This window comes from Halosolutus halophilus, from assembly GCF_022869805.1.
GTDB lineage: Archaea > Halobacteriota > Halobacteria > Halobacteriales > Natrialbaceae > Halosolutus > Halosolutus halophilus.
The window spans coordinates 3,272,210-3,290,866 of the sequence record NZ_CP094974.1; the positions used below are offsets into that span (position 1 = coordinate 3,272,210).

General features: G+C 66.1%; 24 protein-coding genes. 17 read left to right on the forward strand and 7 right to left on the reverse strand.

Features of this window, described 5'->3' with window-relative positions; all coding sequences use genetic code 11:
* Positions 1-95 precede the first annotated feature (95 nt).
* The 5 genes from MUG98_RS16060 (at position 96) to MUG98_RS16080 (ending at position 5,290) form a co-directional block, all read left to right on the forward strand.
* Positions 96-869, forward strand: a complete 774-nt coding sequence (locus MUG98_RS16060; protein ID WP_265108446.1) for an NAD(P)H-hydrate dehydratase — start codon at positions 96-98, stop codon at positions 867-869.
* Between the two features lie 187 nt (positions 870-1,056).
* Positions 1,057-1,767 (forward strand): class I SAM-dependent methyltransferase, encoded by a 711-nt coding sequence (locus tag MUG98_RS16065; RefSeq protein WP_265108447.1) that lies wholly within the window; start codon positions 1,057-1,059, stop codon positions 1,765-1,767.
* On the forward strand, positions 1,764-2,888 hold the full coding sequence (locus tag MUG98_RS16070; RefSeq protein ID WP_265108448.1) for a pyridoxal-phosphate-dependent aminotransferase family protein: 1,125 nt from the start codon (positions 1,764-1,766) through the stop codon (positions 2,886-2,888). Before MUG98_RS16065 ends, MUG98_RS16070 begins: the two co-directional genes overlap by 4 nt.
* 92 nt (positions 2,889-2,980) lie before the next feature.
* The gene (locus MUG98_RS16075; RefSeq protein ID WP_265108449.1) at positions 2,981-3,259 is read left to right on the forward strand and encodes a hypothetical protein; all 279 of its coding nucleotides are present in this window, start codon (positions 2,981-2,983) and stop codon (positions 3,257-3,259) included.
* 186 nt (positions 3,260-3,445) lie between these two features.
* A complete protein-coding gene (locus tag MUG98_RS16080) occupies positions 3,446-5,290 on the forward strand; it encodes a carbon starvation CstA family protein (protein WP_265108450.1) in 1,845 nt (614 codons plus the stop codon).
* A gap of 83 nt (positions 5,291-5,373) precedes the next feature.
* On the opposite strand, the gene MUG98_RS16085 is transcribed toward MUG98_RS16080, so the two are convergent.
* Together MUG98_RS16085 and MUG98_RS16090 are read right to left on the reverse strand one after the other, a co-directional pair.
* Positions 5,374-5,988, reverse strand: a complete 615-nt coding sequence (locus tag MUG98_RS16085) for a DUF8052 family protein (RefSeq protein ID WP_265108451.1) — start codon at positions 5,986-5,988, stop codon at positions 5,374-5,376.
* Entirely contained in the window at positions 5,985-6,362 is a 378-nt protein-coding gene (locus MUG98_RS16090) for a cupin domain-containing protein (protein ID WP_265108452.1), read from the reverse strand. Before MUG98_RS16090 ends, MUG98_RS16085 begins: the two co-directional genes overlap by 4 nt.
* Positions 6,363-6,491: 129 nt before the next feature.
* Between MUG98_RS16090 and MUG98_RS16095 the strand changes: the two genes are divergently transcribed.
* Complete coding sequence (locus MUG98_RS16095; protein ID WP_265108453.1) at positions 6,492-6,716, forward strand: DUF8007 family protein; 225 nt, start codon at positions 6,492-6,494, stop codon at positions 6,714-6,716.
* 116 nt (positions 6,717-6,832) lie between these two features.
* On the opposite strand, the gene MUG98_RS16100 is transcribed toward MUG98_RS16095, so the two are convergent.
* On the reverse strand, positions 6,833-7,057 hold the full coding sequence (locus MUG98_RS16100) for a DUF8107 family protein (RefSeq protein ID WP_265108454.1): 225 nt from the start codon (positions 7,055-7,057) through the stop codon (positions 6,833-6,835).
* A gap of 58 nt (positions 7,058-7,115) precedes the next feature.
* On the opposite strand from MUG98_RS16100, the gene MUG98_RS16105 reads away from it, so the two are divergent.
* The 3 genes from MUG98_RS16105 to MUG98_RS16115 are packed head-to-tail and all read left to right on the forward strand — an operon-like array spanning position 7,116 to position 7,861.
* Positions 7,116-7,433: a hypothetical protein gene (locus MUG98_RS16105; protein WP_265108455.1), complete on the forward strand. Its 318-nt coding sequence runs from the start codon at positions 7,116-7,118 to the stop codon at positions 7,431-7,433.
* Between the two features lie 13 nt (positions 7,434-7,446).
* A complete protein-coding gene (locus MUG98_RS16110; RefSeq protein WP_265108456.1) occupies positions 7,447-7,587 on the forward strand; it encodes a hypothetical protein in 141 nt (46 codons plus the stop codon).
* Between the two features lie 46 nt (positions 7,588-7,633).
* Complete coding sequence (locus MUG98_RS16115; protein WP_265108457.1) at positions 7,634-7,861, forward strand: hypothetical protein; 228 nt, start codon at positions 7,634-7,636, stop codon at positions 7,859-7,861.
* 7 nt (positions 7,862-7,868) lie between these two features.
* Here MUG98_RS16115 and MUG98_RS16120 read toward each other — a convergent pair whose 3' ends face one another.
* On the reverse strand, positions 7,869-9,131 hold the full coding sequence (locus MUG98_RS16120; protein WP_265108458.1) for a CobW family GTP-binding protein: 1,263 nt from the start codon (positions 9,129-9,131) through the stop codon (positions 7,869-7,871).
* Positions 9,132-9,205: 74 nt separating this feature from the next.
* Here MUG98_RS16120 and MUG98_RS16125 point away from each other — a divergent pair, with 74 nt between their 5' ends.
* From MUG98_RS16125 to MUG98_RS16150, 6 genes are all read left to right on the forward strand, one after another.
* Entirely contained in the window at positions 9,206-9,502 is a 297-nt protein-coding gene (locus MUG98_RS16125; RefSeq protein WP_265108459.1) for a DUF7990 family protein, read from the forward strand.
* On the forward strand, positions 9,502-10,476 hold the full coding sequence (locus MUG98_RS16130) for an ArsA family ATPase (protein WP_265108460.1): 975 nt from the start codon (positions 9,502-9,504) through the stop codon (positions 10,474-10,476). The genes MUG98_RS16125 and MUG98_RS16130 overlap by 1 nt, the downstream gene beginning before the upstream one ends.
* A 134-nt stretch (positions 10,477-10,610) precedes the next feature.
* Positions 10,611-11,804: a redox-regulated ATPase YchF gene (locus MUG98_RS16135; protein WP_265108461.1), complete on the forward strand. Its 1,194-nt coding sequence runs from the start codon at positions 10,611-10,613 to the stop codon at positions 11,802-11,804.
* Between the two features lie 290 nt (positions 11,805-12,094).
* The gene (locus tag MUG98_RS16140) at positions 12,095-12,583 is read left to right on the forward strand and encodes an Lrp/AsnC family transcriptional regulator (RefSeq protein ID WP_345779774.1); all 489 of its coding nucleotides are present in this window, start codon (positions 12,095-12,097) and stop codon (positions 12,581-12,583) included.
* A complete protein-coding gene (locus MUG98_RS16145; protein ID WP_265108463.1) occupies positions 12,567-12,905 on the forward strand; it encodes a HalOD1 output domain-containing protein in 339 nt (112 codons plus the stop codon). Before MUG98_RS16140 ends, MUG98_RS16145 begins: the two co-directional genes overlap by 17 nt.
* 283 nt (positions 12,906-13,188) lie before the next feature.
* Positions 13,189-13,629, forward strand: coding sequence for a DUF7344 domain-containing protein (locus tag MUG98_RS16150; RefSeq protein ID WP_265108464.1), 441 nt, complete (start codon positions 13,189-13,191; stop codon positions 13,627-13,629).
* Positions 13,630-13,810: 181 nt separating this feature from the next.
* On the opposite strand, the gene MUG98_RS16155 is transcribed toward MUG98_RS16150, so the two are convergent.
* Complete coding sequence (locus tag MUG98_RS16155) at positions 13,811-14,095, reverse strand: DUF7967 family protein (RefSeq protein ID WP_265108465.1); 285 nt, start codon at positions 14,093-14,095, stop codon at positions 13,811-13,813.
* Positions 14,096-14,329: 234 nt separating this feature from the next.
* Here MUG98_RS16155 and MUG98_RS16160 point away from each other — a divergent pair, with 234 nt between their 5' ends.
* Together MUG98_RS16160 and MUG98_RS16165 are read left to right on the forward strand one after the other, a co-directional pair.
* Positions 14,330-15,097: a hypothetical protein gene (locus tag MUG98_RS16160; protein WP_265108466.1), complete on the forward strand. Its 768-nt coding sequence runs from the start codon at positions 14,330-14,332 to the stop codon at positions 15,095-15,097.
* A gap of 300 nt (positions 15,098-15,397) precedes the next feature.
* Complete coding sequence (locus tag MUG98_RS16165) at positions 15,398-17,038, forward strand: spermidine synthase (protein WP_265108467.1); 1,641 nt, start codon at positions 15,398-15,400, stop codon at positions 17,036-17,038.
* A gap of 52 nt (positions 17,039-17,090) precedes the next feature.
* Here MUG98_RS16165 and MUG98_RS16170 read toward each other — a convergent pair whose 3' ends face one another.
* Positions 17,091-17,651 carry a GNAT family N-acetyltransferase gene (locus MUG98_RS16170; RefSeq protein WP_265108468.1) on the reverse strand — a complete coding sequence of 187 codons (561 nt, stop codon included), beginning with the start codon at positions 17,649-17,651 and terminating at the stop codon, positions 17,091-17,093.
* A 59-nt stretch (positions 17,652-17,710) separates the two neighbouring features.
* Positions 17,711-18,574: an SDR family oxidoreductase gene (locus tag MUG98_RS16175; protein WP_265108469.1), complete on the reverse strand. Its 864-nt coding sequence runs from the start codon at positions 18,572-18,574 to the stop codon at positions 17,711-17,713.
* Positions 18,575-18,657 lie beyond the last annotated feature (83 nt).

Consider the following 18,657-nt stretch of genomic DNA (forward strand, 5'->3'; position numbering starts at 1 on the left):
GGCCACGTACTATGATCTGACGTAGCATACGTCGGGTTTGGGCGACCGGAACACGCCTGCCGAACCGCTACCAGTCGGGCGGAGCGAACGGTGGTATGGTACGCCTGCAGCGGACGCTCTCGAACGTCTCCGAGGGCGGGAACGACAACGGTCGCGTCGGCATCGTCGGCGGTTCGATCGAGTACCCCAACCAGCCCGTGCTCGTCGGGCGGGCGGCGCTCCGGACCGGGTCGGACCACGTCCGCGCGTTCGTCGCCGACCCGATCTACGAGGTCGTCGCGAGTCACGATCCGAACCTGCTCGTGGATCGCTACGCAGGCGAGCAGTTCGAGGCGAGCGCCGTCGAGCGCACCCGCGAGCTGAGCGACTGGGCCGACGCGCTGGTGATCGGCCCCGGTCTCGTCGACGCCGATCCCGTTGCCCTGCGCGACGCCGTCGACGCCGTCGACGTACCGACCGTCGTCGACGCGCTCGCGATCGAACCGGCACTCGACGTCGACCTCTCGAACACCGTCCTCACGCCCAGCAGCGCCGAAGTCGATCCGATCCGCGAGTCGTACGGTTCGCTCGAAGCCTTCTCGGCGGAAACCGGCGCCGTCGTCACGCTGACCGGCGACGTCGACGAAATCATCGGCGACGGAGAGCGAATTCGTAACGAGACGGGCACCTCGGCGCTCACCGTTGCCGGAACCGGCGACACGCTGGCCGGCATCGTCGGGTCCCTACTCGGCCAGGGAATGGACCGCGCGGAGGCCGCCGAACTCGGGACGTGGGTGCTCGGCAAGACCGGCGAACTGGCGACGGCCGAGTACGGTCCCGGCGTCGTCGCGACCGACGTGATCGATCGGATTCCGGACGCGATCCGGTGAGCGGCGTCACGCGGCCGCCGCCGAAGACCGCTGGCCGCCGGCGCGCGAGCCACGGACCGCACGCCGCGGCCCGTGGCGCTCGTTCGCGTGCGCGGTCCGTTAACACCGGTACGCTCGCGCCGCACAAACACTGGTACGCTCGCGGCACAATCGATTTCCCGCTGCCCCACGTCGATCGGCGTAGATCATGTTCACGCACGACGTGAGCCGGACGGCCTCCGGCGACGCGAGCGACGACATTTCACACCCGCTCGTGGCGGCGGTCTACGACTGGGTCGTTCCGGAACGAACCCTGTTTGCGCCACACAGACGGTATCTGACCGCCGACCTCGCCGGACGGGTACTGGACGTCGGGGCGGGAACCGGGGCGAACTTCCCGCACGTCGCCGCCAGCGACCGGGACGTCGAGTTTCACGCGATCGAACCCGATCCCTACATGCGCCGCCGGGCGGCGCAGAAGGCGCGCGAGGTCGGCTGTGCCGTCGACCTCCGCGACGCTCGCGCCGAGTCGCTGCCCTATCCCGACGACGCCTTCGACGTCGTCGTCGCCGGCCTGGTCTTCTGTACGATCCGGGACCCCGACGCGGCGCTCGCGGAGGTCGCACGGGTGTTGAAACCGGGCGGCGAGTTCCGCTTCCTCGAGCACGTCCGGGCAGACGGCTGGCGTGCCGCGGGGCAGAATCTCCTGAATCCGCTCTGGGAGCGGGTGGCCGGCGGCTGTCAGTTGAATCGCGCCACCGTCGAACGGTTCGTCTGCCACGACGATTTCGACGTCGACGAGATCGAACGACTCTCGATCGGGCTCTTTCCGGCGACGCCGATCGTCCGGGGGCGGCTGGAACGACGCCGAGACGGCGCCGGGGGTTTATCCGTAAGCGAGTTCCTGTACAGCCTATGACCGATCCAACCGCGGACAGACTGCGGATGACGCCCGGTCCGACCGAGGTCCCCGGAGCGGTGCGCCAGCGGATGGCCCAGCCCACCCCGAACCCCGACGTCGAACCCGAGTTCTTCGCGTTCTACCGGGAGTTGACGGACAAACTGGCCACGATATATCGGTCCGACGGGCACGACCGGTCCGCGACCGAGTCGAACGAACGGCGGGACGTCGTCGTCCTCGGCGGTGAGGGGATCCTCGGCCTCGAGGCCGCCGTCGCCTCGCTGGTCGAGTCCGGCGATCGAGTGCTGTGTCTCTCGAACGGTCTGTACGGCGAGGGCTTCGCCGACTTCGTCGAGCAGTACGGCGGCGAGGCGGCCGTCTGTGACGTGCCCTGGGACGAGACGCTCGATCGGGAGACCGTCACGGCGTTCCTCGACGATGCGGACGGGCCGTTCGACGTCGCGACGATGGTCCACTGCGAGACGCCGACGGGGACGCTGAACGACCTCGAGCCGATCCTCGACCTCCTCGACGATCGGGACGTCGTCACCGTCGTCGACGCGGTCTCTTCGCTGGGCGGCACGCCCGTCCCGACCGGAAAGATCGACGTCTGTCTCGGCGCGAGCCAGAAGTGTTTCAGCACGCCACCGGGGCTCGCGACCTGTGCGATCAGCGATCGCGCGTGGAACCGCATCGAGTCGGTCGAGACGCGATCCTTCTACGCCGACCTCGAACCGTGGCGGACGGCGGCCGACGACGAGTGGTTTCCCTACACCCACCTCACCGCGAACCTGTACGGCCTCGACGCCGCGGTCGACCTGCTCCTCGAGGAGGGACTCGAGGCCGTCTTCGATCGACACGAGACGGCGGCGCAGCGGTGTCGCGAGCGAGCCGCGGACCTCGGGCTGGACACGTATCCGACGACCGAGGACGATTCGTCACCGACCGTGACCGCGGTCTCGGTCGACGATCGGGCCGGCGAGTTGCAGCGAGCGATGCGCGAGGAGCACGACGTCGTCCTCGCGACCGGCCTCGGGGATCTCGAAGACGACGTCCTCCGAATCGGACACATGGGCCACAACGCTCGCGTCGATCGGGTCGAGCAGACGATGGATGCGCTGGCAGCCGTACTCGACTGACGACGAACGAGGGTCGCGACGCCGACCGCCCGCGGGGACGGCCGGAGCCTGCAGGTAGAACCGTTTCCTCCGCTTCGCTACAATCGAGACGTATGTCCGAGCCCGATCGGGAGCCGACGGACAAGCCGACGAACACCAAAGCGGAGGCCAAGGAGGAAGATCAGTGGATGATCCGAAACTGGGTCGGGATCGCCGCCGTCTCGATCTTCGGGCTGCTGTTGCTCGCACTCGGGATGATGCAGGCGACGGGGCTCGTGGACGTCTTGGCACCGTTCGCGGACACCGAGGCCCAGCAGTGGGGCGTATTCGCCGTCCTCGCACTCGGGGTGATCGCACTCGCCGGCTGGGGCTGGAGCGCGATCGTCGGCTAACCCGTCGTGGCCGGTCCTCGGTCGGACGAGATAAAGGGTCAAACTGGAGATCATTCTTCTATACGTAGAGTTACATTCTTCTATACGGATATTACCGCCGCAATTCGAACAGATTCAGGGAGCTTGCCGCAGAAGAATAAATAACTATTAAGGTTCTCGCACTCCCTTGGCTTGTGTGGATCTAGCATGACACAGGTGATATGGATCGTTGCCGCAGTACTGGTAACGTTCACAGTGGGGTACGTGGGGTATTCGAAGTACCTCACTCAGTTCGTCGAACTCGACTCGGACCGCGAGACACCGGCACACAAGTACGAGGACGGCCAGGAGTACGTCCCGTCGAAGAAACCGGTCTTGTTGGGGCATCACTATTCGAGTATCGCGGGGGGCGCCCCGATCGTCGGCCCGATCACGGCCGGGGCAATCTGGGGCTGGGTCCCCGCGCTCCTGTGGATCGCGATCGGCAACCCGCTGATGGGCGCGGTTCACGACTTCGTGTCGCTGTCGGGCAGTCTGCGCCACGAGGGGAAGTCGATCGGCTACATGATCGGCGAGTACGTCGGCAAGAGCGGCAAGAACATGTTGCTGTGGTTCGCGTTCCTGACGATCATCCTGGTCGTGGCCGTGTTCGCGCTCGTCGTCGGGATCGTGTTCAACGCCTATCCGGAGGTGACGACGGCGTCGTTCATCTACATCGCCCTGGCGCTGGCGTTCGGGGTCTACCTGTACCAGTTCAACGGCCCGTTCATTCCCGGAACGATCGTGTTCGTCCTGGGCGTGTTCGCGGCCGTCTGGGTCGGGATCCAGTACCCGGTCGCGATCTTCGAACCGACCGCCGAGCGAACCGCCGACATTTCGGTGACGGTCCTGCTCAGCGGCGACGGATCCTGGGTCCCGGGCGCGGCAGACCTCGGCGGGAACACCGCGGCGTGGATCCCGGTCGTGATGGTGTACGCCGCCATCGCGAGCGCGCTCCCGGTGTGGGTCCTGCTCCAGCCGCGTGACTACCTGTCGTCGTTCCTGCTGTACACCGGCGTCGGCGGGGCGATCGTCGCGATCATCGTCGGGACGGTCCTCGGAACCTCGTCCGAACCGCTCGTCATCGACAGCTCGATCGGCGCGTTCGAAGGGTTCTGGGGCGTCGAAACGGCCGGTTACGCGCCGCTGTTCCCGCTGCTGTTCATCACGATCGCCTGCGGGACGATCAGTGGATTCCACTCACTGGTCTCCTCGGGGACGACCGCCAAACAGCTCGACAAGGAGACCGACGCCCGCCTGATCGGATACGGCGGGATGCTCGGCGAGGGTCTCCTCGCCGCGGTCGCACTCTCGACGCTCGCAGTGTGGGGCTTCACCGAAGGCGGCGGCATCGGCCAGGCGCTGCCGAACTTCGCGTCCGGTGGTGGGCTCATCCTCACCAGCCTCGGCGTTCCCGAGACCGTCGGCGCCGTGTTCATGGCGCTGGTGCTGTGTAGCTTCCTGCTCACGTCGACCGACACGGCCGTCCGTCTCGGTCGATACATGATGGAAGAGATCGTCGGCACGCCCGCGGGGCGGACCGACACCGGTCTGAACGCCAATCCCGCGTCGTTCGCTCGCGGACGGTACACGAACCCGATCGTCCAGACCGTTCCCGCGTACCTGCTGGTCGTCTCCGGTCAGTGGGTCGTCCTCTGGCAGCTGTTCGGCGGTGCGAACCAGTTGCTCGCCGCGCTGGCGCTGCTGACCGCGACCGTGTGGCTGGCCAACTGGGACGACAGCAAACAGCTCGTCTCCACGGGCGTCCCGATGGCGATCATGGTGACGATCACCATCCTCGGGCTCTCGATCCTGGTGTTCTACGAGAACCTCTACCTGAATCTGATTCAGGGAGGGGCTGGAACCACCGAGGCGACGATTTCATCGATCGTCCAGATGGGGATCGGCCTCGTCCTGATCGGGCTGGCGCTCGCGCTCGTCAGACTCGGGTACAGGAACATCCGCGACGTCCGTCGCGGACCGGAAGCGCCCGCCGCACCGGGCGACGACTGAACGCAGTTCGAACGCGGATCCGGTCGCTTTTTTGGGTCGATCGATCGGAAACAGCGTCGGCTATCCGCAAAACCGCTCGTCGGCTATCGCCAGAATCGCTTCGCGAACCGCGAGAGCACGCCGTCCTCGGGTTCGCTCACGTCGTCCCAGAGCGTAAACGCCTCGGCGACGTCAGCGGCCTCGCTGCCGACGTACGTTTCGGCGTCGGGAACGACGACGACGAGGTTCACGTCGTAGTGACCGTAGTAACCGAACTTCAGCAGCGTCCGATCGCGAAACCCCGAGACGTACTCGCGGACGTCGTCGGGCAGTTCGTCGGCGACGAGCACGAAGCTCACGTCCGTCCCGAAGTGCTCCTCGTCGGCGACGATGCGCTCGTCCGCGACGTCGTGACCGAGGTCGACGAGCCGATCGAGTTCCGCGACGGTCGGTCGGGACTCCCGACGGGCGAAGACGTACTCCTCGGCCTCGTGATCGGCGTAACTCAGCGCGGGGTGGAAGAACTGCTTCTGGTTGACCACGCGCATCTCGGCGTAGAGATCCCACCGCTGGCCGTCGAGCCGGTAATCCTTCTCCAGATCGTAGCTGTACACGAGCCGGTGGGCGACCCGATCGAAGTACTCGTCGTCCCACTCGGGAACCGCCTCGCGAATCTCCGCGGGCAGGTCGTCGGCCGCCGGCGATGGTTCCTCGTTCATGCGTCGTCGGGGTCGTACGCGTGAACGTCGTCGGCCGACGGTGCCCCGACGGCCAGCACCGTCACCGGATCGTCGGCGTCGGACGGGTTGTACGCGCGCTGGGGACTCTCCGGGTCGACGACGAACAGGCAGTCGTTCGGCACCTCGTACGTCTCGTCGGGCGTTTCGACGGACAGCGTCCCCGAGAGGACGTAGAACGCCTCCTGCTGGGTGTCGTGGTAGTGGTAGGCGAGCGGAAGCTCCTCGCCCGGTTCGGCGTGGAACCGGTTGATCGCCATCGTCTCGAGGCCGGCGGGCTCGGACAGTTTCCGACACTCGCTGGGGCGATCGGGTTCCGGATCGATAGCGTCCGGATCGACGATTCGGTATCCCATACCACCGCGTACCGGCCGGGATCGCAAATATGCGTCGATGGCTGGACTCGACGACGAACGGGCCGTGTTCCGGCCCGCCGGGCGATACGTTTTAGCCGCTGGGGACGTACTATCGTGAAAGAGAATCCCATGGGAGGAAAGCAAACCGAGTCCTGCGGCCGGTGTGCGATGTCGTCGGTCGTCGACGTCGCCGAGTCCGAGGACGGAGCCGAGAACGCCGATCGAGACCCGTTCGGCGACGACGCGATCGAAATCGACGAGGAGACGCTCAAACGGGTATCACCCGCCGCGTGGGCAGGGCGGGTGACGGCCCGGATCGACGACGCCGCACAGCGATTCATCTACGGACGGTAGTCGGGGCGATCGGCGACTCGTCGACTGCGTCGGGCGGTGGTGACCGACGCCGTCCACACGATACGGACTTCCGCCACCGTAACGAGGCTTGGCGGCCCCATCCTCACGATACCGGCTTACGCCATCGTCACGGCGTAGGTCATCGCAAACAACAGTATCGCTGCGGTCGCGACGTTGATCAGCCCGAACTCGACGATCCCCAGGAAGGAGAGCCCCCAGACGATCGTCCAGCCGAACAGCGTCGACAGGATCGCGTTCATCACGAACAGGATACGGGGATCACCCCGGGAGGACGAGACGCCGGCGCTGAATCCCTCGGCTTCCTGGTCCCGGTCGTTCATACGGGACAACTGTCCGTGCAACACTTAGCTCTTTGCCGCTCGACGGCGTCCCCGTAGTATGCGCCCGCGGAACCGCCAGGGGAGTCCCGTCGATCCCGTCCCGTTCGTCGTCGTCGTCGGACTCGCGTTCATGATCCTGCTGTCGTTCGGCCCGCTGTACGGCCAGGCGCTGGGCGCATCGCTCGACCGATCGATCGCAGCGTCGGCCGCGCTCTTCGTCCTCGTCACCGTCAGCGCGTACTACAGGCAGGTGTGGACCGCTCGCCCCGAGGCCGTCCACCTCGTCCCGGCCGGAGTCCGCGCGGAGCGGCTGTTCTACCTCATCCTCGTTCTCGCGGCACTCATCGTCGGGCTCGCGATCCCGTTACTCGTTTGAGGGCTGCGGAGCGGTGCAGTCTCGTACGCTCACTGGCGTCGTCCGCGTCCAACTCGGTATCGGTTCGCCGCCCGGGATCGATCCGCCACCGCGCGTCGTCGATCGGGCGTCGACCGCCCGATCGGCGATCGTCGAACCGATCGTGCACGAGTGAGACACACTCACAAAGAGTTGTTAGGGATGACGTCGAACGTTCGACCATGGGATTGCTCGCGTCCGTGAAAGCGATGCTCGATTCGACCGGTTCCAGAAACCGCCCCACCGACGGCTCCACGGGTGCCTACTGGTGTGACGACTGCGGCGTCCGGATCAGGGACGTGGATCTGGAGGGGAGCGAAGCGACCCACGAGACGGGCGAGCCGGTCTGCCCCGACTGCGGCGACGAAATGCGCTTCGAGCGCTCCACTGGCCGTAGCTGCGCCTGCTGACGCCGGCTCAGGGCTCGCGAACGACCGTCTCCGCGCCCTGCTCGTCGGGGAACGGACCGTCGAACGTCCCGTCCCACTCGTCGTCGGTCACGAGCGCCTCCGAGAGCGCCGCCCGAAGCGCCGATTCGTCGTAGTCGGTGCCGATGAAGACGAGTTCGGTTCGCCGATCGCCGTGCTCGTCGTCCCACACGAGGTCCGGCCGGTTCGATCGGTACATGTCGCGTTCGATCTCGGGGAGGCTGGCGATCCACGGCCCCTGTGCGGACGCCCTGACCGACGGCCCGGCCTGGGCGATCGCGACCCGCATCTCGTTGTCCGCGAGCCACGCGGTCCCCTTCGCGCGGACGATTTCGGGCGGCAAGTCGCGGAGAACCGACGCGAATCGATCGGGATGAAACGGTCGTCGACGCCGGTAGACGAACGACGAGACGCCGTAGACCTCGTCGGGGTGGTGGTGATCGTGGTCGTGACCGTGCTCCTCCTCCTCGTGACCGTGCTCGTCTCCGGGTCGCTGATCGTGCCCGTGATCGTGCTCTCCCTCGTCTCCCTCCTCGGCGGCGTCCAGGGCCCGTTTCCAGCCCGGGAGGTCGTTCAGCGGATCGGGCTCGAACAACCCCCTGCCGAGCAGCCGATCGGGATCGACCGCCGAGAATTCCGTGCGGATCGTCTCGGCGTCCGGCTGGAGTGCGCGGACGAGTTCCTCGGCCTCCGCGAGTTCGCTTTCGCTGCACAGGTCTGCCTTGTTGAGCAGAACGACGTTCGAGACCTCCACCTGTTCGACGAGCAGGTCCGAGAGCGGCCGATCGGCCTCGTCGCCGCGGCGCTCCGGAACCTCCTCGCCCGCGAACGCGTCGAGGAAGGCGGGCGTGTCGACGACGGTCACGAGCGTATCGACCGTGTAGCGTGCGGCAACGCGGGACTCCGTCGTGAACAGCCGCGCGACGGGCGCGGGCTCGGAGATACCCGAGGACTCCACGACGAGGTGGTCGAACGAGCGATCGCTGGCCAACCTGACGACGGCCGTCTCGAGGTCGTCCTGCAACTCACAGCAGATACAGCCGTTCGAGAGTTCCGCGACGCCGTCGTCGAGTTCTAGCTCGGAGCCCTCGGCGACGAGTTCCGCGTCGACGTTCACCTCGCCCATGTCGTTGACCAGCACCGCCAGCGTCCGATCGCCGGCGGTCGACAGCAGGTGGTTGAGCAGCGTCGTCTTGCCAGCGCCCAGACTTCCGGAGAGGATCGTTACCGGGATGGTCCCGTCGGCGTCCATACCGGACACTGGGATCCAGGCGCCTTGAAAGCGACCCTCGACAGATTTTACTCGCCTGAAACGGACATACTGGCATGGAACTGGCCGACCGGATCGAAACGTTCCGGAAGACGCTGGACGAGTGGCTCCGGGGACTCTACCACGGCATGATCTCGCACCCGTCCTACGAGAAGATCGAGAAGGAAGCCGAGGACGCCGAGGACGCGTTCCTGCTCGCGTGTTTCCCCGACGCGTTCGGGATCCCGTCGCCGGTCTCGTACTACACCGCCGAACTGCTGCCGTACCTCGAAGACGAGTTCGAGGCGTGGGAGCGGCGGCTGTGGGATCGCGGCTCGCTCATCGAACGAAAGGGCCAGCAGTACCACTTCTGATGGAACCGTTCGTCTTCTTCGGTGGCAAGGGTGGCGTCGGCAAGACGACCGTCTCGTGTGCCTACGGGCTCCGCTGTGCCCGCGACGGACTCCGGACGCTCGTCGTCTCGACCGACCCTGCCCACTCGGTCACCGACGTGTTCGACCAGCCGTTCGACGACTCGCCGAAACCGGTCGAGGGGGTCGACGGTCTCGACGCGATGCAACTCGACCCCGAGGACGAGGTCACGCGACACCTGGACGAAATCCGTCAGGACCTCTCCGAACAGGTGTCTGCCGCGATGGTCAACGAGATCAACCGGCAACTCGAGATGGCCCACGGGACGCCCGGCGCGTACGAATCGGCGCTGTTCGATCGATTCGTCGACGTGATGCGCAACTCGGAAGCCTACGATCGGGTCGTCTTCGACACCGCGCCGTCGGGAAGTACGCTCCGACTGCTCGGCCTCCCGGACCTGCTCGAGAACTGGATCGATCGGCTCATGTACAAGCGCCGACAGAGCATCGACCTCTTCGAGAAGGCCGCAGTCGGGAGCAACGAACCGCGTCGCGTCATGGAGGGCGATCCCGTGCTGGCCCGACTGGAAGGGCGCAAGGAGTTCTTCGAGTTCGCCGGCAATGCGCTGCGGGACGACGCCGCGTTCTTCCTCGTCCTGAACCCGGACGAACTCTCCCTGAACGAGACGGAGCGATCGATCGCCGACCTCCGTGAGAAAGACTTCGCGGTCAGGGGCCTCGTCGCGAACAAACTTACCCCCGCGCCCGATCCCGACGAGAACGGCCGCGGCGCGCACTACCTCCGCGAGCGCGTCGAGACCGAGCGGAACCACCTCGAGACGATCCGCGAGGAGTTCGATCCGCCGCTGGTCGCCGAGATCGGCTGGCGGGTCGCGGAGGTCAAGGGCGACCTCCTCGACGACGTCGCCGACGAACTCGACATCGAGACGGTCGCCGAGACGCCGACACACGTCTGAGTCGATCGGCCCCCGATCCGATCGGGCAGCAGGACGTGTACCGCGGGCTGGCCGGTAGACGCGTGCCACGTTGATGCGTCCCACTGCACTGACGAAAAGAAACCAGTTTAGGCGACGCCCGCCGAAACGGACCAATGAGTTACCGTATCGGACTCGTCGGCAAACCCTCCGTCGGCAAGTCCTCCTTTTTCAACGCAGCGACCATGAACGACGTCCCCGAGGGGGCCTACCCGTTCACGACGATCGATCCGAGCGTGGGCGAGGCCTACGTTCGCGTCGAGTGCGCTGCACCGGAGTTCGACGAGGCGTGTACCCCGACCGTCGGCTACTGCGACGACGGGATGCGGTTCGTCCCGACGAAACTCGTCGACGTCGCCGGTCTCATTCCCGGCGCACACGAGGGCAACGGCCTCGGCAACCAGTTTCTCACGGACCTGAACGAGACCGACGTCCTCGTCCACGTCGTCGACTTCTCCGGCGAGACGGACGCGGAGGGCGAACCCACCGAAGGCCACGACCCGCGGACGGACATCGACTTCCTCGAGGAGGAACTCGACCAGTGGTACCTCGGCGTCCTCGAGAAGGGGATCGAGCGCTACGAGTCGGGCTACACGACCGAGGAGGACGCCATCGAGGAAGAACTCGCCGAGCAGATGAGCGCGTTCAAGACGAACGAGGACGAGATCAAGCGCCTGATCCGGCGGGTCGGCGTCGGTTTCGAGCCCGAAGCGTGGGACGAAGCCGACAGGCTCGAACTCGCCCGCGAGATCCGGAAAGAGACCAAGCCGATGGTCATCGCGGCGAACAAGATGGACACGCCCGCGGCGCAGGCGAACTACGAGGAGATCACGGCCGATCCGGCGTACGACCACCTGACGATCGTTCCCTGCAGCGCCCACGCCGAGAAGGCCCTGAAGTCGGCCGACAAGGCCGGCGTCGTCGACTACCGGCCCGGCGACGAGGACTTCGAAATCGCGGGTGACGTCTCGAGCGACCAGGAACGGGGGCTCGAGCAGATCCGCGACTTCCTCGCCGAGTACGGCGCGACGGGCGTCCAGGCGGCCCTCGAGACCGCCCTGTTCGACGTGCTCGGCGTCACGCCCGTCTTCCCCGGCGGCGCGAACGGACTCGGGAACGAACGCGGCGAGGTGCTGCCCGACTGCTACCTGATCCCGCCGGACTCGACCGCGGAGGACTTCGCCTACAGCCTCCACTCGGACATCGGCGACGGCTTCCTCCACGCGATCGACTGTCGATCGAACCGCCAACTCGGGAAGGACTACGCGGTCGAGGACCGCGACGTGATCGAGGTTATCACCACCAACTGACGGTTCGATCGACCGGGATCGCTCCCTGCCGATCGCACGCGCGGCGAATTCGCCTCGCGGGGTTGCAAGGGAGTGCCCCGGCGCGTGCCGAGCGAGCGTCGGTCTCGACGGCGCTGTCACGACCGGCGACCGGTCACGCTCGGTTCTTCGTCCCGGTCGCGCTGTGATCTACACAGTTCGGTCCCGAGCCACGAGCATTATTTCTCCCTCCGATTGCGAATTGTAAGGCGTACCATCGTGATTTGGGGAAACTATCATCACAGGCCCGGGAGACTGCGAAATTGCGATTTATGAAGTTAGACGGCGTGAATAAGGGAATTCTGTTTCTACTCCAACAGGATTCTCGCCGGATGACAACGCGTGAAATGGCAGACCGGGTGGGCGTATCGGCCAGCACGGTACAGAATCGGATCGAGAAGATGGAAGACGAGGGGATCATTCAGGGCTACTATCCGAAGATCGACTACGAGAAGGCGGGCCTTCAGCTCCACATCGTCTTTATCTGTCACGTACCGCATCCCGACCGCGAAGCACTCGCCGAAAACGCACAAAACGTGAGCGGCGTCGTGACGGTTCAGGAAGTCCTCGACGGCCGGGAAAACCTCCAGATCGAAGCCGTGGGGACGAATACGGACGACATCGCCCGCGTCAGCGACGAACTGAGCGACCTCGGTCTGACGGTCGTCAACTCGAACGTCCTCACGAATTCGCACGTCCAGCCGTTCGATCACTTCGGCAAGCAAATCGTCGACGACCCCAGAGATGACGAGTCCAACTGATCCCGTCGAGTCGCTCGAGTACGACTCCGACGCCGATAGATATCGGATCACGTACGACACGGCGACGACGGCGCCGAGCGCGGCCGTCCTCTCGGGCCTCGAATGGATCGCCCCCGGCCGACTCGAACGCGGCGACCCCCTGTACGATGCGATCGATCCCGACGCACTCGATCGGATTCTGGCGTCGGCCGGCGAAGACGAGACGGCGGCCGGACGGTCGGTCAGGTTCTCCTACCTCGGATTTCGGATCGCCGTGTTCGGCGAGGGGTATCTCGAGGTCCGACCGGCCCGCGACGGCAAGCAGGAGGCGGGATCGAAATGATCGGCCGCCCCCTCGTCCGTCGCATCGTCGGGTCGGACCCGTCGGATCGAAACGGGCTTCGAGACCGTTCGTTCGGCGACAGGTCCGGCCGGCCCCGGGACGGAGCGTGGAAGAGCGCCATCTCGTAGCCGCCCGGTAACCGGGTTCGCCCGGCTCGGATCACGGCGTCGAGACGGGTGGATCGCGTCGCGGTTCCATCCCCGAGAGTTGTCTATAACCATATATTTAAAAACCCATACAAAAAAGTTTAGGTAGTGCCGGTTCTCCCACTCGACCGAGTGATATGACAGCCACAGACCGCCCACTCCGCGCTTCGGACGCACCTTCCGCGGAACCGCGATCCGAGGGGGCGTCCCTCTCCCCCGACGACGCGTTTCACGTCCTCCGGCCGTTCCGGCGTCGGGAGACGATTCGATACCTGCTGGATGCGGACGACGTGGTCAAGATGGGCGACGTCGCCGACCACGTCGCCGCGCGGGAACACGAGACGAGCGTGGCCGACCTGACGCCGACGCAGCGCCAGCGCGTCTACATTCCACTGTACCAGTCACACCTCCCGAAACTCGACGAGGCGGGCGTCATCGAGTACGACAAGCCGCGCGGAATCGTCCGATCGACAGACCGCCTCGAACTGTTCCGGCCGTATCTCGAGGCGGCGACGACCACCCTCCCCAAGAGGGCATCCGAGCGGGCGATCGTTGCGGAAGACGGCCGCTTCCGGTAACATTTCGCCACGGCGGTCGCCGCGACCGTACGCCTCCCGGTCGCGTCCGCGGCAGGCGTCGTGGAACCCCCGGACCGACCCTCGGAGCGATCGTCACGGCACTGTTCGCACTGGCGACGACGTCGTTCTGACTCGACCGCGGCCCGAAAATCCACGTAGCGAGGGTGACCCCGCCGCGGTGCTAGATGACGTCGTCGGGTTCGTGGGCGTCCGCCATTCGCCGGGCTTCCGCCGCGTACTGCTCCTGCAGGGCAGGATCGTCGGTCGTGCCGAGGTTGTCGAGGTCGGCGTCGACGGCAGCGGTCGTCTCGCGCGCGTCGGTAAACGACGTGAGCGCTCGTTCCTTGCGGAAGTACCGGTCGCCATCCGTCGTGGCGTAGGTGAGGATGATCAGGTTCTGCTCGTCGTCGGAGTACGTTCGCTCGACGAGCCACACGCGTACGCTGTCGTCCGGTGAGTTCGACATGGTAGACAGTCCGCTGCCCGGACGGAAGAATGTGGACGTGATCAGTCCGATCGACCGCGTGGCTTCGAACGTACCGATCGCGATCGGAGAGGCCGGACGCGACCGTCCAGATCAGACGGTGCTCTCGGCGCGACGCGGACCGGAATCCGTACCCATCAAATCGCCGGGACCCCCGCTGAAGGCCCTCTTTTAGCTTGGAGAACGCCTTTACCGATATCGATCCGTGGGATTCGTATGCACCGGCGCACGGCCCTCACGACGGCAGGCGGTACGCTGGCGGTCGCGCTCGCCGGCTGTCTGACCGATGCCGACGGTCTCGATACGGGAACGGGCGACGAACCCGGTGAAAACGACACGAGAGACGACGACCCCGGGAGTGACGGGAGCAAAGACGACGGCGACGAGTGGAACGACGAGTACCTCGGCGAACACATGGCGACGACGCCGTCGCTCGAGTTCAGTACGATTCCTGATGCACGACTGGCGGGCGTCCCGCTTGAGAGCGACGATGGCACCGCCGACGGCAAAGTCGACCGCGTCGAATCGGACCCCCACGTCGACGAACCGCCACACGAAATCACGGTGCCGGACGAGGCGACCACCGACGCCGACCCGGACGGCGAGTTCCGGGTCAGACTACTGGAAACCCCGGCCGAGCGCGACGACGTCCTCGAGACGGAGGACGTCGAGGAGGCGACTCGCGATCGGCTCCGGGCAGTCGACTTCGACGACGCCGTCCTGGTGGTCGTCGAATCCGGGTACGGCTCCAGTTCTGTCGTCCATCGCTGGGCGCGCGTCAAGGACGTCGACGACGGCGTCCACCTCCACGGGTACTACGCGATGCCGTACGAACGACTCGCCGATATGAACACCCGACTGTCCGTCCTCGAAGTCGAGCGCCCCGACGGCGGGACGTCCCTGGCTCGCGTGAGCTTCACCGTCAGTCCGGACCACCGCGTTCACTTCGATTCGACCGAGAGTATCGTCTCGATCGGTGACTGACGGCCGGACGGCCGCGGACACGGTCCCGCTCGCCGGCGGAACCGCCCCCTCGATCGGGTCCGGTTGCCGGACGGTGCCGAGATTTCGTATAGCGGTACCGGATATCCGGCCGCCGGAATCGATCGATCGGGGGCCTGCCGGTGTTGACGGGAACGGGAGCGCCGCGTGTCGACCCGCTCACCTCCTCACCGCAGTCACAGCCGCCGAGTAGCGCCGCGGAAACGGGTCTCTCCGGCAGGATCGTACCCTCGCGACGAGACGACAGGTACTCACGGACGGATCGACTCAGTCCCGACAAGAATGGGAGGACGGGATATTTCGACGTACCGACCCACGAAACCCGAACTCGCCGTCCTGGTCTCGGGGATCACCAGCATGGGCCTCGAGATCCTCGCGGTGCGGATCGTCGCGCCGCAGTTCGGGAGCCACATCTACACCGTCGGCGGCATCCTGACGGTCTTTCTCGGGGCCCTGAGCCTGGGCTACTGGCAGGGCGGCAAGCGATCGGCACTGGCGACGAACCGCGAGATGGCCTGGATCATGCTCGCGACGGCGTTGTACGTCGCCGTCGTGGTCTACGGGAGCGACCTGTTGCTCACCGCTACGTCGACGCTGGCGTTGCCGCCGCGGTACGCCTCGCTGCCGGCCGTGATCGTCCTGTTCGGTCCGCCGACGTACCTGCTGGGCTTCATCAGCCCCTACGCGGCCGAACTCTCCTGGAAGGACGGGACGGGCGAAGCGTCCGGACACGTCTACGCGCTGGGAACGATCGGAAGCATTCTCGGCTCGGCCGCGACCACGTTCGTCCTCGTTCCGGCCCTGACGATCCCGCAGATCGGCGTCCTCTTCGGGTTCGCCCTCGTCGGGACGGCAATCGCGCTGACGCTGCCGTCGCTCCCGCGAAAGCCAGCCGTCGCGAGCGTGCTCGTCGCGCTCTTGCTCGTCGGCGCCGCAGGCGGCGGCCCGGTCGCGTACGACTACCGCGGTGACGTCGTCTACGAGACCCAGACGCCCTACCAGCAACTCGAGGTCGTCGACGACGGGGACGTCCGGACGATGTACCTCGACGCGGCCCGCCACAGCGCGATCGATCTCGAGGACCCCGATCGCCACGTCTTCACCTACACGAAGTACTTCCACCTGCCGATGCTGCTGACCGACGATCCCGACGACGTCGATCGAGTCCTGTTCGTCGGCGGCGGCGGCTACACCGGCCCGCAGGACTTCGCAGACCACTACGACGCGACCGTCGACGTCGTCGAGATCGATCCCGACGTGACCGACGCGGCCGAGACGTACTTCGGACTCGATCGCGGGGAGGTAAACGTCCACACCGAGGACGGCAGACAGTTCCTCCAGCGGACCGACGAGACCTACGACCTGATCGTCCTCGACGCCTTCAAGAAAGAGCAGGTCCCGTTTCACCTGACCACCGTCGAGTTCATGGAACTGCTCACCGAGCGATTGAGCGAGGACGGGATGGTACACGCGAACGTGATCTCCTCCCCGAGCGGACCGGCCGCCGAGTTTTATCACGCCCAGTACAAGACGATGGACGAGGTCTTCCCCTCCGTGTACAGTTTCCGCACGTCGGACTCGAACTCGGTCCAGAACATCCAGCTCGTGGCCACGAAAGACGAGACCGAACTCTCGCAGGCCGAACTCGCCGATCGGAACGCCGCGCGAGAGACGAGCGTCGACCTCGAAAACGCGATCGACAACCGGATGTCCGACCCCGATACCGACGACGCACCGCTGCTGACGGACGATCGCGGCGAGGTCAACAGTCTGCTCGATCCGATGCTGGGACAGCGCTACGTCATCGAGGAGACGGACGAGACCGGGTCGGATCCGAGTACCGCGGACGGGTCACCGGCCACAGTGTCGCCGCGCGCTCCCGGACGAGCGGACGCGTTCGCGGCCCGGTCCGCCCCGTCGTAAGTCCGCCTTCGAAAGGCGGGCCCCCGGAGTTACCGATCGCGATCGCGGTCCGTCAGTTCTGCCACTCCTCCCGGAGCAGTCCGTACTGGATCGTGTCCCGGTATTCGCCGTCGACGAATCGATCCATTCGGATGCGGCCTTCCTCCGTGAATCCGAGCGACTCCAGCAGCCCGCGCGACGCGTCGTTGAAATCGTAGGCCACCGCCCCGACGCCAGGCGTGTCGTGAACCCGAAACACGTACTCGACGACCAGCGAAACGGCCTCCCGTCCGTACCCCTCGCCGTGGACCTCGGGAACCAGCCAGTACGTCAGTTCGGGACGACGCCAGTCGGCGTCTTCGACCGAGACGACGCCGATCGGACGCTCGTTGGTGGTCGTTCCGTCCGATCGGGGCTGTCCCGGCACGTCACGGTCCCCGTCGAGACAGACGAGAAACTGCTCGCCGTCGTAGTCCGCGAGCCACTCCTCGATCTGGGACTGGGTCTTGACCGGTGAGCCGAGCGGGTATCGAATCGCCGGATCGGCGTGGGCGCGCTGAAGGAACGGAACGTCCTCCCGCTCGACCGTCCGGAGCGTGACACGGTCACCGTCCTGGATGCGGGCACCCGGCATGTGTTCGCCGAGCCTGTCGACCTGTATATATTTTCTGTCCGATCGACCCGGTGGAGGCGTTACTCGGGACGGCTGTAGTCGGGATCGAACATCTGTGCCGACATCGGGGCCGGGTCTCCCTCGGTCAGGTTGTACCGCGAGAAGTCCTCGACGCCGGCCTCCCGGAGGAAGTCCTCGTCGTAGACGGCGTTGCCCGTGAACTCGGCCGGATCGCGGCCGAGGATCTCGAGGACCGTGTCCGCGACGATGTCGGGCGTCCGCCAGTCGTCTTCGGTCCCCAGCCCGAAGTACCGCGTCGCGCGGGTGTCGATCGCCGTGACGGGCCAGAACGCGTTACAGCCGACGTCGTCCCCGCTCAGTTCGGTGGCGAGCGAGAGCGTCAGGAACGTCATCCCGAGTTTCGACCACGCGTAGGGGGCCTCGCCGGGTGCCCGATCGACCGTCACCGGCGGCGCGTTGGCGAGCAGCCACGCGTTCTCGACGTCGGCGAGGTGGTCGACGAACGCTCGCGAGGTGAGGTACGTGCCCCGGACGTTGACGTCGGTCAGCAGGTCGAACCGGTTCGGCGGCAGGTCCGCGACGGTCGCCAACTGAATCGCACTCGCGTTGTTGATGACGATGTTGACCTCGCCGAACTCGTCGATCGCGCGATCGGCGGCCGCCTCGACGTTCGCCTCGTCGCGGACGTTTAGCTGGATCGGGAGCGCCTCGACGCCGTGATCGCGAGCCTGGCGGGCCGTCTCCTCGATCGAGCCCTCGAGGTCGCCGTCTTCGTAGTCGTCGTCCTCCTCGCTGGTCTTGCCGGTCGAGACGATATTACAGCCCCGTTCGGCGAGCGCGAGCGCGATCGCCTTGCCGATTCCGCGGGTCGTTCCGGTGATGAAGGCGGTCTGGCCCGACAGATCCGGTTTCTCCAGTGACATACCCCAGTATTCGCGACCGCGCGTATAATTGTCGGGGTCGGTCGCTGGTAGCGGCCCGCGACCGTGGCTCGCAGCCCGATCGA

Coding starts and splice junctions, on each gene's coding strand:
- MUG98_RS16060 (WP_265108446.1), top strand. CDS start 96: ATGGTACGCCTGCAGCGGACGCTCTCGAACGTCTCCGAGGGCGGGAAC.
- MUG98_RS16065 (WP_265108447.1), top strand. CDS start 1,057: ATGTTCACGCACGACGTGAGCCGGACGGCCTCCGGCGACGCGAGCGAC.
- MUG98_RS16070 (WP_265108448.1), top strand. CDS start 1,764: ATGACCGATCCAACCGCGGACAGACTGCGGATGACGCCCGGTCCGACC.
- MUG98_RS16075 (WP_265108449.1), top strand. CDS start 2,981: ATGTCCGAGCCCGATCGGGAGCCGACGGACAAGCCGACGAACACCAAA.
- MUG98_RS16080 (WP_265108450.1), top strand. CDS start 3,446: ATGACACAGGTGATATGGATCGTTGCCGCAGTACTGGTAACGTTCACA.
- MUG98_RS16085 (WP_265108451.1), bottom strand. CDS start 5,988: ATGAACGAGGAACCATCGCCGGCGGCCGACGACCTGCCCGCGGAGATT.
- MUG98_RS16090 (WP_265108452.1), bottom strand. CDS start 6,362: ATGGGATACCGAATCGTCGATCCGGACGCTATCGATCCGGAACCCGAT.
- MUG98_RS16095 (WP_265108453.1), top strand. CDS start 6,492: ATGGGAGGAAAGCAAACCGAGTCCTGCGGCCGGTGTGCGATGTCGTCG.
- MUG98_RS16100 (WP_265108454.1), bottom strand. CDS start 7,057: ATGAACGACCGGGACCAGGAAGCCGAGGGATTCAGCGCCGGCGTCTCG.
- MUG98_RS16105 (WP_265108455.1), top strand. CDS start 7,116: ATGCGCCCGCGGAACCGCCAGGGGAGTCCCGTCGATCCCGTCCCGTTC.
- MUG98_RS16115 (WP_265108457.1), top strand. CDS start 7,634: ATGGGATTGCTCGCGTCCGTGAAAGCGATGCTCGATTCGACCGGTTCC.
- MUG98_RS16120 (WP_265108458.1), bottom strand. CDS start 9,131: ATGGACGCCGACGGGACCATCCCGGTAACGATCCTCTCCGGAAGTCTG.
- MUG98_RS16125 (WP_265108459.1), top strand. CDS start 9,206: ATGGAACTGGCCGACCGGATCGAAACGTTCCGGAAGACGCTGGACGAG.
- MUG98_RS16130 (WP_265108460.1), top strand. CDS start 9,502: ATGGAACCGTTCGTCTTCTTCGGTGGCAAGGGTGGCGTCGGCAAGACG.
- MUG98_RS16135 (WP_265108461.1), top strand. CDS start 10,611: ATGAGTTACCGTATCGGACTCGTCGGCAAACCCTCCGTCGGCAAGTCC.
- MUG98_RS16140 (WP_345779774.1), top strand. CDS start 12,095: ATGAAGTTAGACGGCGTGAATAAGGGAATTCTGTTTCTACTCCAACAG.
- MUG98_RS16145 (WP_265108463.1), top strand. CDS start 12,567: ATGACGAGTCCAACTGATCCCGTCGAGTCGCTCGAGTACGACTCCGAC.
- MUG98_RS16150 (WP_265108464.1), top strand. CDS start 13,189: ATGACAGCCACAGACCGCCCACTCCGCGCTTCGGACGCACCTTCCGCG.
- MUG98_RS16155 (WP_265108465.1), bottom strand. CDS start 14,095: ATGTCGAACTCACCGGACGACAGCGTACGCGTGTGGCTCGTCGAGCGA.
- MUG98_RS16160 (WP_265108466.1), top strand. CDS start 14,330: ATGCACCGGCGCACGGCCCTCACGACGGCAGGCGGTACGCTGGCGGTC.
- MUG98_RS16165 (WP_265108467.1), top strand. CDS start 15,398: ATGGGAGGACGGGATATTTCGACGTACCGACCCACGAAACCCGAACTC.
- MUG98_RS16170 (WP_265108468.1), bottom strand. CDS start 17,651: ATGCCGGGTGCCCGCATCCAGGACGGTGACCGTGTCACGCTCCGGACG.
- MUG98_RS16175 (WP_265108469.1), bottom strand. CDS start 18,574: ATGTCACTGGAGAAACCGGATCTGTCGGGCCAGACCGCCTTCATCACC.